Consider the following 13,881-nt stretch of genomic DNA (forward strand, 5'->3'; position numbering starts at 1 on the left):
ATAAAAACAACATTTATAAAATCAATGATGATTAATATGCTGATTTATAACCACTAAACATAAAAAAACACTTACTCCAGTTAAGAATACCACCCAATATTACATTTTCTATAAAACGTAATATTATTGTCATATAACAAATGTAATGTGATCCCATAACTTAAGCTAATTATCAAACTTAGCTCTTTCTTCATTACGTTTAAGGTGTATATATGACATTGCGCCAAATTAACTTACTATGCGCGTGTATCACGTTAGTGCTTTTGCTGGTATTCGGTAATTAATACTGTTCTTTCTCGTTTTTTAAACACTTACTAATTTCTGTTTCATTATCTCAACTTGATCCACATCGATTCATCCCCATATATTTGGTATAGCCTTTCAAATAGTCAACGGATCGAATTACATGTACCAAAATACTGCGCTAGAAATTAATGAACAAAATCTGCAACAGGTTATCGAGCAATCGATGCAAACACCTGTTGTGATCAGTTTTTGGGCGCCATCGATGCCTGAAACGCTAGAAGTGAATGCAACGCTAGAAAAACTGGCTCGTGAATACCAAGGACAATTTATTCTTGCTTCACTAAACTGTGAAACCCAACAAATGGTCGCTTCTCAGTTCGGTGTCCGTGGTTTACCTACTGTTGCTCTGTTTAAAGATGGTCAACCTGCTGATGGCTCTGCAGGGCCACAAACAGAGCAAACATTACGTGAAATGCTAACTCGTCATCTACCAAGCCAAGAAGAGCTGGCATTAAAACAGGCATTGGTATTAGTTGATAATAAAGAATACGCTCAAGCTCTACCGCTACTGCGTCAACTGTCAGCACAACTTCCTAACGATAGCTTAGTAAAACTCGCTATTGCAGAGTGCCTGATTGAAACCGCTTTATTTGATGAGGCCGAGCCGATTCTTGCGACAATCCCAATGCAAGATCAGGATGCACAATACAAAGGCTTGGTCGCTAAATTAGAATTACACAAGCAAGCGGGTAACTCGCCAGAGATCCAACAACTAGAACAGAAACTAGCGTCCGAACCTGACAATGTTGAATTACGTTATGAACTCGCCGTGCAATACAGCCAAGTAAACCGTAATGAAGAAGCGCTAGAGTTATTGATTGCAATTTTACGTAAAGACATGAACTTCTCAGATGGTAATGCAAAGAAAACCATGATGGATATTCTTGCAGCATTAGGTCAAGGCAATCCAATTGCAGCCTCTTACCGCCGTCAGCTTTACTCTTTGATGTATTAATTCGATAAAGTATAAATAGCAAAAAGCCCGATACGCTTTTAACTCTAAGAGTTCACGTATCGGGCTTTTTCGTATTTATTTATCGTAAAATATTACTTCTTACGATCGCGCAGTACATTCGTTAGACGTTTACGTTGGCGTTCTTGAGAAACAGTTAGCTTCTGCTTTTTAGTCTCAAATGGGTTTTCGCTATTCTGGAATTGAATGCGAATCGGTGTCCCCATCATTTCTAATGACTTACGGTAGTAGTTCATTAGGTAACGCTTATATGAACCCGGAAGATCATTAACTTGGTTACCGTGAACGACAATGATCGGTGGGTTATAACCACCGGCGTGCGCATACTTAAGCTTCACACGACGACCACGGATCATTGGTGGCTGGTGATCATCTTGTGCCATTTGCATAATACGCGTTAGTAGCGAAGTACTAATACGCTTAGTTGCAGACTGGTATGCTTCAATCACTGACTCATACAAGTGACCAACACCGGTACCGTGAAGTGCTGAAATAAAGTGAATACGCGCAAAGTCAACGAAGCCTAAACGACGGTCAAGTTCAGACTTAACACGCTCTTTCACTTCGTTATCTAAACCATCCCACTTGTTCACAGCAATCACTAATGAACGGCCTGCATTTAGCGCAAAACCTAATAAGCTTAGATCTTGATCTGAAATGTTTTCACGAGCATCGATAATCAACAATACAACGTTAGCATCTTCAACCGCTTTTAACGTTTGAATAACTGAGAATTTCTCAACCGCTTGGTGCATGTTCTTACGACGACGGATACCCGCAGTATCGATCAATACGTACTCTTGACCATCACGTTCCATTGGAATGTAAATAGAGTCACGCGTTGTTCCTGGCATATCGTAAACAACAACACGTTCTTCACCTAAAATACGGTTTGTTAGTGTTGATTTACCTACGTTTGGACGACCAATAATTGCAAGCTTAATTGGCTGCTCTTGAAGACGCTTATAGGCAGCTTCCGCATCCGCTTCAGAAAGGTTTGCTTTCTCAATATCTTCAACCGATGTGAGATCTTCAAGTTGAAGTTCTTGCTCTTCACCTTCTTCTGCAAGCTCTGCATTCAGTTTGTCAGAGAACGGTGCTAATGCGCGCTCCATCAATGCAGTAACACCACGGTTTTGAGTTGCTGCAATTTGGTACATTGCATCAACGCCTAAACGCCAGAATTCAGCACAAGCACTATCTGCATCAATACCATCTACCTTGTTTACCACAAGGAACGTTGGTTTTTGACGGCTACGTAAGTGCTTAGCAATTGCTTCGTCTGCGGCAGTTAAACCAGCACGACCATCTACTAGGAACAGAACAACATCAGCTTCTTCGATCGCTGCTAATGACTGTTCAGCCATTTTTGTTTCAACGCCTTCCTCAGTACCATCAATACCACCGGTATCGATAACAATGAATTCATGCTCTTCTAGCTCTGCTCTACCGTATTTACGATCCCTAGTTAAGCCAGGAAAGTCAGCAACAAGTGCATCCCTTGTGCGAGTAAGACGATTAAATAGCGTCGATTTACCCACGTTCGGGCGCCCGACTAGGGCAACAACAGGAATCATAACTACCTCTTACTTTTCATAGTCTTATTGACATTTTTACCGTTCATTCTTGCCTCCAGTTCACATTTCTGAGAACCTTCATCCGACAATAATATATTCAACGGATATAACAACAACGGCTCCAACTACGTATCGCAGCTGGAGCCGACAAATTAATCTAGCGACATTATACCGTTTTATTGCGGTATTTGCATTTTGTTGATTTCACCATCTCGGGTTACAACAATAAAGCCATTATCGTCTAGTGCAACAGGCGGTACAGCAATACCACTACCGTCGACTGATTCTTGAGAAACAAACTCGCCACTTTGGGTATCAAGCCAGTGTAAGTAACCTTCAGCATCACCCACAACTAAATAACCATCAATCACAGCAGGCGCACTTAGCTGGCGATATTGTAAATCAGTGTTCTGCCATAGCTCTGTACCACTACGCGCATCAACAGCAACAATATGATCTTTCGCTGTTACTAAGAATAGCTCACTACCATCAATAACAAAGTCAGTTGCTGACGAATAGTTACGTTTCCATGCGATCTGACCAGAACGAAGATCGATCGATACTAATGTGCCATTATAACCAACAGCATATAAACGATCGCCATCAATAACTGGTGACGCATCAACGTCAACTAAACGATCAATTTCTGTTGAACCTTTTGGTGACGCAATCAATTGTTGCCACAACATACGTCCATCAGACATTAATGCGCCAGCTATACGTCCATTCGCTAAGCCCCAGAACACACCACCAGAAACAGCAACCGGTGAACTATCACCTCGTAATGTCAAGGTTGGAACTTCATTGCTGACTTGCCATTTAGAAACGCCCGTTTCAGCATCAAGTGCTTGCAGCACACCCAAGCTGGTATTAACAACAACTAAGCCATCAGAAACAAGTGGTTTTGACAGAACTTCACCAGCGACAGTGGTACGCCATACTTCCTTACCCGTCTCTGCATCAAGTGCAATGACTTTTGCATTGGCTGTACCGACGAACAGTTTACCATCACCTAAAACAAGTCCACCAGTCAACAACGCGCTGCTGTCTTTTTCTAGATCAGTTTTCCATTCAACTTTACCATTTGCTGGATTCAGTGCTTCGATCAAACCATTACGATCTGCAACGTACACTTTATCTAGCCCAACAACGGGGGTGAGTTTTGAGTAATAACCAGAAACACCGTTACCTACGCTACGGCTCCAATCTGTTTTTGGTGTGAAAGTATTATCAACCTTTGGCAATGGTGCCATTTGAATTGAATCGACTTCACTTGCACAACCCGATAGCACGCTTACTGCAACAGCAACGGCCAAAACACGTTTTAACACCTTATGCATCATCATCTGCCTTATTGCGCTAAATCATCAAGTTTCATTTGCAGCGCAGGTGACGAACCTTCCTGCTGAGCTTCTACATATGCTTCACGTGCACCAGTGATATCACCTTTTTGTAACAGGATATCACCACGCAGTTCAGCAACGTTTGACTTCCAGCTTGGCACTGTTACTTTTTTAAGCTCAGCTAATGCTTCATCAAATTTTTGTTGCTCAGCATAAATACGAGCTAAACGTGTTGTTGCCAATGGCAAAATAGCGTCATCTTTAGTGTGATTAATCACCCACTGAAGTTGCTCAACCGCACCGTCCAGATCTTTATTATCTACCTGAACTTTCGCTAGCTGTAGTGCTGTCAGTACCGCATATTGACTATCTTTATTCGCATCAATAAACGTTTTTGCTTCAGCGACTGCGTCTTTGCTGTTTTCATCAAGCGCAGAAACAACTTGTGTATAGGTGTCAGATGCAACGTGTTTTGCAACATGTACTTCAGACTGGTAGTAACGCCAGCCCCAAAGACCACCTAAACCAATCACGGCACCTAGAACAACGGCTTTGCCGTTTTCTTGCCACCACGATTTAATCGCTTCAACCTGTTGTTCTTCTGTGGCGTAGTCGTTCACTTCCTGTCCTCTCTTAAATCAATGCTGCCAGCTTCGCGGCAACCTCATCCTGTGCCATGGTCGTCTGCTCACCGCCGTGTAAATCTTTTACTACTACGGAGTTTTCAGCTATTTCATTTTCTCCAAGAACTAATGCAACCGCGGCACCAACGTTGTCAGCACGCTTAAATTGCTTCTTGAAGTTACCACCACCAAAGTTAGTCATCACTCGTAAACCTGGTACTTCAGTACGTAGTTTTTCAGCTAACTTCATACCCGCAGCTAATGTGCCTTCACCAGCTGTAACCATGTATACATCTACAGAACGACGAACCTCATCTTTTTCTAATGCTTCCATTAGTAATACTAGACGCTCAAGCCCCATCGCAAAACCAACTGAAGGTGTCGCTTTACCGCCTAGTTGTTCAACTAGACCATCATAACGACCACCACCACAAACAGTGCCTTGTGAACCAAGGCTCTCTGTGATCCATTCAAATACAGTACGGTTATAATAATCTAAACCACGTACAAGACGTTCATTTACTTGATATTTGATGCCAGCAGCGTCTAATAGTTCACATAAACCAGCAAAGTGTTCTTTAGACTCTAGATCTAAGTACTCTGAAAGTTTAGGTGCATCTTCTAGAATTTCTTGAATTGCTGCATTCTTAGTATCTAAAACGCGTAATGGATTGGTGTACATACGGCGTTTTGCATCTTCATCAAGCACATCTAAGTGTTGCTCTAAAAATGCGATTAAAGCTTTACGGTATTCTGCACGCGCTTCGAGTGAACCTATTGAGTTTAACTCTAAACGTACGTGCTCATTAATACCAAGTTCACGCCATAGACGTGATGTCATCATGATCAATTCAGCGTCAATATCAGGGCCATTAAGACCAAAGACTTCTACACCGACTTGGTGGAATTGACGGTAACGGCCTTTTTGAGGGCGCTCATGACGGAACATGGGACCAATGTACCAAAGACGCTGTTCTTGGTTATATAGTAAACCATTTTGAATACCAGCACGTACACATCCCGCAGTCCCTTCAGGACGTAGCGTTAAGCTATCACCGTTACGGTCTTCAAAAGTGTACATTTCCTTTTCAACAACGTCGGTCACTTCACCGATAGCACGTTTAAACAAATGTGTTGATTCAACAATCGGCATACGAACTTCATTGTAACCGTATGCACTGATCACTTGTTTAACTGTACCTTCGACTTTCTGCCAAAGTGGAGATTGTGTTGGAAGGCAATCGTTCATGCCTCGAATTGCTTGAATTTGTTTCGCCACGTTTATTCTCGTTAACCGCTGGGTATTAGAATCGAATATATAATTTCTTTTTGAAATAGTGAACCATGCTCACCGATATGAGCATGGTTTTTTGATTATATATCTTGTTGTTTTACATCAATGCGGTTGTTTTGATCTAACATTGATGCCTTTGCTCGAATTTTACTCTCAAGCTGATCAATCACATTGTCGTTATCAAATCGCTCTTTTTGACGAATACCGTCTTCATAAAAAGCACTCTTACGGTTACCGCCAGCAATGCCTAAGTGAGACGCTTCTGCTTCACCAGGGCCATTAACCACACAACCAATCACTGAAACATCCATTGGAACAACGATATCTTCTAAACGTTGTTCTAACTCGTTTACCGTACCGATAACATCGAACTCTTGACGTGAACATGTTGGACAAGCAATAAAGTTGATGCCACGAGAACGAATGCGTAATGATTTTAATATATCAAAACCAACTTTGATTTCTTCAACAGGATCAGCTGCAAGCGAGATACGTAACGTATCACCAATACCTTCTGATAGAAGCATGCCTAAACCTACGGCTGATTTAACCGAGCCAGCACGAGCACCACCAGCTTCGGTAATACCAAGGTGAAGGGGTTGAATAATTTGCTTCGCAAGCTGACGGTATGACTCAACAGCAAGGAAAACATCTGACGCTTTTACGCTGACTTTAAATTGGTCAAAGTTCAAACGGTCTAATATTTCCACATGACGCATTGCTGACTCGACCAAAGCTTCTGGTGTCGGTTCACCGTATTTTTGCTGGATTTCTTTTTCAAGAGAACCTCCATTTACGCCAATACGGATAGGAATGTTTTTATCACGAGCACATTCAACCACAGATCGAATACGATCTTCACGACCAATATTACCAGGGTTAATACGTAAACAATCCACACCGTATTCTGCCACTTTAAGTGCAATGCGGTAATCAAAATGAATATCAGCAACCAGCGGAATATTCACTTGTTGCTTGATCAATTTAAAAGCTTCCGCGGCATCCATCGTTGGTACAGAGACACGTACAATATCAGCACCAACTTTTTCTAATGCCTTGATCTGTGCAACAGTCGCTTCGATATCTGTTGTACGAGTATTGGTCATCGACTGAACGGCGATAGGTGCACCATCGCCAATAGGAACATTACCGACATAAATTCGGCTCGATTGACGGCGTATAATTGGTGATTCGTTATGCATTGCTCTTTCTCTACATTACTGCGGTAGCTTAAGTGTTACTGGCTTAGACGCGGAGTAACGACTTAAATCAAAAGGTTGACCTTTAATATTAATTTTAACGGCACCAGGTGCACCAAGTCGAACACGAAATGGTGCTTTACCTTCTAAATCTAATACTTGACCAGCTTTCTTGATACCAGACTCTAATTGTTTACCCGTTGCATCACGCACATCTATCCAACAATCAGCTGAAAACTTTAACTGTAACTGTGGTGCAGTTGCATCAACGACAGGTGTTACATTCGCTATTGTTTCAGCATTAGCAGTTGTATCAGTGGCTGTTGATACTGATGTTGCGGCTGTTTCAGCATTCTCAGCAGGCGTTGTTGACACTTCCGCTGTAGTACCCGTTGCAGCCGTCGATGCGGTTGTTGGAGATGAATCTGTCACAGCATCAGCAGATGTTGTCGATGCGGCGTTTTTTTGTTCTGTACTAGTTGATGCTGAGTGATCCACATCGGTATCGACTGTTGCTGGTTGAGTCGCACTAATTGATGCATCATCACCATTTAATGTCGTTACTATCGTTTCATCAGAACCCTGCTCTTGCTTTTCATGAGCCGCGGTTTGATCTGCTGTAGTTGTTGTAGCAACTGGCGCTTGTTCTAAATGAATATTTTGCCACCACCAAACAGCGGTTACACCAACAAAAACAGCAGCAAGAATCCATGTTAATCCCATAATGCGACTATCATGTGCTTCACGTTTCGTTCGACGTGAAAAGCTTTGCATTTCTTGCGCTTTTGGCTTGGTGTGTCCACATTTGTCAAGCAAGGCTAATACAGCTTCTTCTTCCAAACCGACATATTTTGCATATGAACGCACATAGCCACGTGTAAACGTGGCTAATTGGGCTTGGTCAAATCGATTATTTTCTATGTTATCAATAACAGAAAGTCGCAACCTCAAACGGTTCGCAATATCCTTTTGTGAATAGCCTAGTTGCTCTCTAGCTTGACGGAGTACGTCACCTGGAAGCTGTGTTCCTTCTGTTATTTTTTGTTCTTCATTATTTTCAGTATTCATTGGCCAAATAATTCTGATATTGCAGAGAATCTGGGTATTTCTCTTTCAGCAAAATAGCGTATTTTTTTGACTGCGTTAAACGTCCAGCTTGTCTTTCCAACTGAATGAGCAACCACAAACTGTCTGCTGTGTACCCATATCTCTTATTAAATTTGAATAACTGTACGCGAGCATCTTTAAAATTGTTAGATTCAATTTCAACTTGCGCCAGTTGCAACATAGATCTCGGTCGGTACGGGTCATGGGAAAGCGCATTTTCAAAATAACCCGTCGCTGCTTCTAAATTACCTTGTTTACGACTACATAAGCCTGCATTTTCATAACTTGCCGAAATCAGATAATAATAAGGTTGTTCAATCGCTTTAACAAAAGCGGCAATGGCTTCATCATAGCGTCCTTCACTACACAAGAATACACCATAGTTATTCAAAACATCGCCATTTTTAGGCGAATGTTTTAATGCTTTTCGGTACATTTTCTCTGCAGCGTCTTTTTCACCAACTTTTTGATAATAATAAGCCATTGAAATTTGTGCACGGTAGTAATTAGGATCATACCTTAATGCTATTTCCAAATTTTCTCGTGCACGCTCCCACTGACCATCTTTTAAATAATTTAGCCCTAGGTTCAATCTCGCTTCTGAGGCTGCTTTGGCATCAAATTCTTTACCATTATCGACCACATCAACTGTGGCACAGCCTGTAAATAATAGGCATGACAACAGTGGATACACGCTCCATCGTACCATTTTCGCTCACCTCAACATCCATGTGAAATTGCGCAGTTATTTATAGTAGCCTGATTTTAGACCGCTTTTACTGCAATTTGTTCACCCGTATTCAATTTTGCTTGGGTACGCTTAGTACGGTCAATAACATCCCCGACTAACTGACCACAAGCCGCATCAATATCATCACCACGTGTCTTACGAACCGTTACTGTGAAATCGTATTCCATCAGTGTTTTCATAAAACGATCAATACGAGAATTACTTGGCTTTTTATATGGTGAGCCAGGGTACGGGTTAAACGGAATTAAGTTAATTTTTGCTGGCGTATCTTTTAATACTTTCGCTAATTGACGAGCATGCTCCATGTCATCATTAACACGATCTAACAGTACGTATTCTACCGTTACTCGACCACGGTTCGCATTCGTTGAATTCACATAACGACGAACAACATCTAAAAATGTTTCAATATTCCAACGATCATTGATTGGCATGATTTGAGAACGCAGCTCATCCGTTGGTGCATGCAATGAAATAGCTAAAGCAACATCAATTGTATCAATCATTTGCTCAAGGCCTGATACAACACCCGAGGTTGAAACTGTAACGCGACGCTTAGATAAACCAAAACCTAAATCATCAAGCATGATTTCTAATGCAGGGATCAGGTTTTTCATGTTCAATAATGGCTCACCCATTCCCATCATTACGATGTTGGTGATTGGACGACGACCGGTGTCTTTTTGAATACCGACTTCTTTTGCAGCACGCCATACCTGACCAATAATTTCTGATACACGTAAGTTACGGTTGAAGCCTTGTTGTGCTGTTGAACAGAACTTACATTCTAATGCACAGCCAACTTGTGAAGAAACACATAAAGTCGCGCGATCTTCATCAGGAATATAAACGGTTTCAACATCTTGATCGCCAACACGCATCGCCCATTTAATCGTACCATCCGTTGAGTACTGAGCTTCAGATACATGCGGCGCACGAATTTCAGCGACACGTTTTAATTTTTCACGTAATTTTTTATTAATATTGGTCATTTGATCGAAGTCATCACAACCGAAATGATAAATCCATTTCATGATCTGATCTGCACGGAATGGCTTCTCATTAAGTTCTTCGGCAAAGTATTTACGCAGACCTTTGCGATCGAAATCCAGCAGATTGATTTTGACAGTTGTCATCGGTTGGTGCCTCACTAAAAATGACTATTGCTGCGCCTTAATAACCAAGCTCTATCGGTGGCTTCGTTATCTCGGGTTTAAGGCGCGAAATTGTACAGACTTTATGGCATGGTTTCCACACCTAGACTCTATGGTTATTTTAGTGTTGCCAATTTCAAAACGCTAGATACAACAACGGGAAGTCAATACTTCCCGTTAATAATATGATTAATCTATTTTTTCAGTGCTTCGCATTAGTACCACTCACTGAATACTCATAGAATTAAAACCTTTATTCACCTCGTGGGCAAATTTCATCTTCTGCAAAGAAGTATGCAATTTCACGCGCAGCAGATTCAGGACTATCTGAACCATGTACTGAGTTATGACGCATACTTAATGCAAAGTCACTACGGATAGTGCCACAAGCCGCTTCTTCAGGGTTAGTTTTACCCATCAACTCACGGTAACGTGTAATCGCATTTTCACCTTCAAGTACTTGAACCATGACAGGACCTGATGTCATAAATGCCACTAAATCATCAAAGAAAGGTTTACCTTCATGCTCTGCATAAAAACCTTGCGCTTTCGCACTGTCTAAATGCAACATTTTAGCCGCAACAATATTCAAACCTGCATTTTCAAAACGCTGATAGATTGCACCAATCAAATTACGTTTAACCGCATCTGGTTTTACAATTGAGAAAGTTCTTTCGATTGTCATTATTATATTTTCCTTTTGAGTCTTATTGCTTTCTGCGAGCCAAAAACAAATTCATGAATTTAAGTTACAGCAACAAACCTGCAATATTAGCAAGACCTAACCCTGTCGCGCCAGCAGCCCAACGCGGATCTCCGCCATCACGGAAACATGCCGCTAAATCAAAATGGATCCAACGACTATTTTCAGTGTCAACAAAGCGGGACAAAAACGCTGCGGCATTGGATGCGCCTCCCATACCACCACCTTTTTGTACACGGCTATTCGCGGTGTCAGCATAAGGTGACGGGCAATATTCCTGATGCCATTTTTCTAATGGTAATGGCCATGCGGGCTCATTTACTAGCTCGGATAACTGCTGTGCTTGTTGTAATAATGGCTTATCTAAACCAAAAATTGCATTATAGTCGCTACCTACTGCAACCATTGCTGCGCCTGTTAACGTCGCAGCATCAATAATCAGTGGTGCGCCTGTCGCAGAAGCTGCAATTAAACCATCAGCTAACACTAAGCGCCCTTCAGCATCAGTGTTAACTATTTCCACCGTAACACCATTTTTATAACTTAGCACATCACCAAGCTTATAAGCGTTACCTGATACGAGGTTTTCAGCACAGCATAGGATCAACTTCACACGTTGACCTAGCCCTTGCTCTATCGCATAACCTAATGCCGCAGTAACCGTTGCAGCCCCACCCATATCGCACTTCATCGCAACCATGCCTGCGCTAGGTTTTAAACTGTAGCCACCAGAATCAAAGGTGATCCCTTTACCGACTAAACAAGCCGATACTGGCGCTTCAGGATCGCCAGTAGGATTGTAATCCACTTCAAGCATTACAGGTGGTCGCACACTACCGCGACCAACATTGTATATTCCTACCCAACCATCAGCTAATAGTTCATCGCCCACAATTTGTTGTGCATGAATATTGTCACCACCGATTTTTTTTAGAAAACAAGTTGCTTCATGGGCTAACTTCTCAGGTGACATCTCTTCAGGTGTCGCGTTAACTGTTTTACGTAGCCAGTCAGAGCAATGACGACGAGCATTTAACAGCTCTAATTCATCTTCATCAATGGAGGCCCATTGAATTTCTACTGGTGTAATCGTTGCTGCAAAACCACAGTAAAACGCCCATTGACGCTCATAATTCCAACCGTCACCCACTAAACGTACAGCTTGTGCACCTTGTGATTGAATTTGACGACCAGCCTGCTGAATACGACGTAATGGAAAATCACTGCGATAATGAACCGTCGCGCTATCTGATTGATAGCTTAGTAGCGAATTTAATCCCCAAGGACCGTTGGACTCTTCAGTTGATAAATAAACATTGAGCATAATGAAGTCTTCCTTTCTTATTCTGATAATGCAAAAAGCCTTCTTATCGTAAGAAGGCTTTTAATTTTGAAACGGAACTTATTTAGTTAGGATGTTTGCAAGTGTTCTTACACCCATACCTGTTGCACCAGCTGACCACTGATCATTAGCACTTTTACGGAAGGTACCGCTGGCATCAATGTGCATCCAGCCTTTTTTATAATCATCAACGAAGTAAGAAAGGAATGCTGCTGCAGTACTTGCACCAGGCATAAAATCACCACTTGAGATATTGGCAAGATCGGCATAATTTGATGGCAACATGTTACGGTGAAGATCGGCAAGTGGTAACGGCCACATACCTTCATTTTCTTCTGCCGCTGCTGTTAATGCAGTATGAGACAATTCCGCATCAAAGCTTAGTAACGCATGGTAATCATTACCAAGCGCCATTTTGGCTGCACCTGTTAATGTTGCACAATCAATCACTAATTCAGGGTTTTGACTGTTCGCGTAAATTAAACCATCAGCCAAGACTAAACGTCCTTCGGCATCCGTGTTTAAAATCTCGACTGTCGTACCGTTTTTATATTTAATGATATCGCCAAGTTTTAATGCACGACCTGAGATCATATTTTCAGCACAGCATAGCACCAGCTTAATACGCTTGTTTAAACCGCGCGCCATCGCTAATGCTAAACCACCGGTCGCTAATGCTGCCCCCCCCATATCGGCTTTCATCGCCGTCATACCCGCTGAGGGTTTTATACTGTAGCCACCTGAATCAAATGTGATCCCTTTACCAACTAAACATGCAAACACTGGCGCATTAGCATCACCTGTTGGATTATAATCTAGGCGAAGCATGGCTGGACGATGCTCAGAGCCACGACCTACAGCATGGATACCGTTCCAACCTTCATCCAATAAATCATTGCCTTTGATGATCTTATAAGTTACATGTTCTGGTGCTAACGATTTAATAAATTCACCAGCACGTGTCGCTAACTGTGACGGGCGCACTACATCTGCTGGCTGGTTAATAATTTCACGTACCCACTCAGTCGCTTTGATTCGTGCTTGTAATTCCGCTTCATCTGTCTCATTTAACGCCGACCAAACCACACTGTTACCAGGCTTAGATGTACGATGTCCTTGGATAAATGCCCACGTTCGATCTAAATCCCAGCCTTCACCTGAAAGTTCTACCTGTTTGATACCCTGGGTATCTAAACGACGGGCTGCGCGTTGGATATTAGCAAGTTGCTCATTTTCCATTAAATGAATAACAGCACCTTCAGCACTAAAGCTAAGTAAGGCATTGGCACCCCATTGTGCATTCGCTGCTTGTTGGGTGAGAGAAACAGCCATGATAGTCGACATTAAAAACTCCTTGAATGTAGCAACTGCGCAGTGTTAAACAAATACATGCGTTATAGATAAATAGTTATGGGGGTAAAGTCCGCGGATTGCAATTAGATTTAAAATATTTATCTACGAATAAAAACAAAAAAAGCACCTAATTCAATTATTTCGACAATCAATTAG

Annotated in this window: 12 protein-coding genes; 1 reads left to right on the forward strand and 11 read right to left on the reverse strand. The window is 41.9% G+C overall.

Annotation, left to right across the window (positions count from 1 at the left end; translation table 11 throughout):
* Positions 1–406 precede the first annotated feature (406 nt).
* Positions 407–1,261, forward strand: coding sequence for a co-chaperone YbbN (locus C9J46_RS11095; protein WP_107205991.1), 855 nt, complete (start codon positions 407–409; stop codon positions 1,259–1,261).
* A 92-nt stretch (positions 1,262–1,353) separates the two neighbouring features.
* On the opposite strand, the gene der is transcribed toward C9J46_RS11095, so the two are convergent.
* The 11 genes from der to pepB (C9J46_RS11150) all read right to left on the reverse strand — a co-directional run bounded on the left by der (position 1,354) and on the right by pepB (C9J46_RS11150) (position 13,716).
* Positions 1,354–2,856, reverse strand: a complete 1,503-nt coding sequence (gene der, locus C9J46_RS11100) for a ribosome biogenesis GTPase Der (protein ID WP_107205990.1) — start codon at positions 2,854–2,856, stop codon at positions 1,354–1,356.
* Between the two features lie 176 nt (positions 2,857–3,032).
* Positions 3,033–4,196 carry an outer membrane protein assembly factor BamB gene (bamB, locus tag C9J46_RS11105; RefSeq protein WP_107205989.1) on the reverse strand — a complete coding sequence of 388 codons (1,164 nt, stop codon included), beginning with the start codon at positions 4,194–4,196 and terminating at the stop codon, positions 3,033–3,035.
* Between the two features lie 11 nt (positions 4,197–4,207).
* A complete protein-coding gene (locus C9J46_RS11110) occupies positions 4,208–4,819 on the reverse strand; it encodes a YfgM family protein (protein WP_107290894.1) in 612 nt (203 codons plus the stop codon).
* Between the two features lie 13 nt (positions 4,820–4,832).
* On the reverse strand, positions 4,833–6,101 hold the full coding sequence (hisS, locus tag C9J46_RS11115) for a histidine--tRNA ligase (RefSeq protein WP_107205987.1): 1,269 nt from the start codon (positions 6,099–6,101) through the stop codon (positions 4,833–4,835).
* 95 nt (positions 6,102–6,196) lie between these two features.
* Complete coding sequence (gene ispG / locus C9J46_RS11120; protein WP_107205986.1) at positions 6,197–7,318, reverse strand: flavodoxin-dependent (E)-4-hydroxy-3-methylbut-2-enyl-diphosphate synthase; 1,122 nt, start codon at positions 7,316–7,318, stop codon at positions 6,197–6,199.
* Positions 7,319–7,333: 15 nt separating this feature from the next.
* Positions 7,334–8,383 (reverse strand): cytoskeleton protein RodZ, encoded by a 1,050-nt coding sequence (gene rodZ / locus C9J46_RS11125; RefSeq protein WP_107205985.1) that lies wholly within the window; start codon positions 8,381–8,383, stop codon positions 7,334–7,336.
* Positions 8,373–9,131, reverse strand: a complete 759-nt coding sequence (gene pilW, locus C9J46_RS11130; protein WP_107205984.1) for a type IV pilus biogenesis/stability protein PilW — start codon at positions 9,129–9,131, stop codon at positions 8,373–8,375. Before pilW ends, rodZ begins: the two co-directional genes overlap by 11 nt.
* Before the next feature lie 56 nt (positions 9,132–9,187).
* Positions 9,188–10,309 carry a bifunctional tRNA (adenosine(37)-C2)-methyltransferase TrmG/ribosomal RNA large subunit methyltransferase RlmN gene (locus tag C9J46_RS11135; protein WP_107260026.1) on the reverse strand — a complete coding sequence of 374 codons (1,122 nt, stop codon included), beginning with the start codon at positions 10,307–10,309 and terminating at the stop codon, positions 9,188–9,190.
* Positions 10,310–10,580: 271 nt separating this feature from the next.
* A complete protein-coding gene (gene ndk, locus C9J46_RS11140) occupies positions 10,581–11,012 on the reverse strand; it encodes a nucleoside-diphosphate kinase (protein ID WP_005369284.1) in 432 nt (143 codons plus the stop codon).
* Between the two features lie 64 nt (positions 11,013–11,076).
* The gene (gene pepB, locus C9J46_RS11145; protein WP_107205983.1) at positions 11,077–12,354 is read right to left on the reverse strand and encodes an aminopeptidase PepB; all 1,278 of its coding nucleotides are present in this window, start codon (positions 12,352–12,354) and stop codon (positions 11,077–11,079) included.
* Between the two features lie 78 nt (positions 12,355–12,432).
* Positions 12,433–13,716, reverse strand: coding sequence for an aminopeptidase PepB (gene pepB, locus C9J46_RS11150; RefSeq protein WP_107205982.1), 1,284 nt, complete (start codon positions 13,714–13,716; stop codon positions 12,433–12,435).
* Positions 13,717–13,881: the final 165 nt, after the last annotated feature.

The organism is Photobacterium sp. GB-36 (assembly GCF_003026135.1).
Lineage (GTDB): Bacteria > Pseudomonadota > Gammaproteobacteria > Enterobacterales > Vibrionaceae > Photobacterium.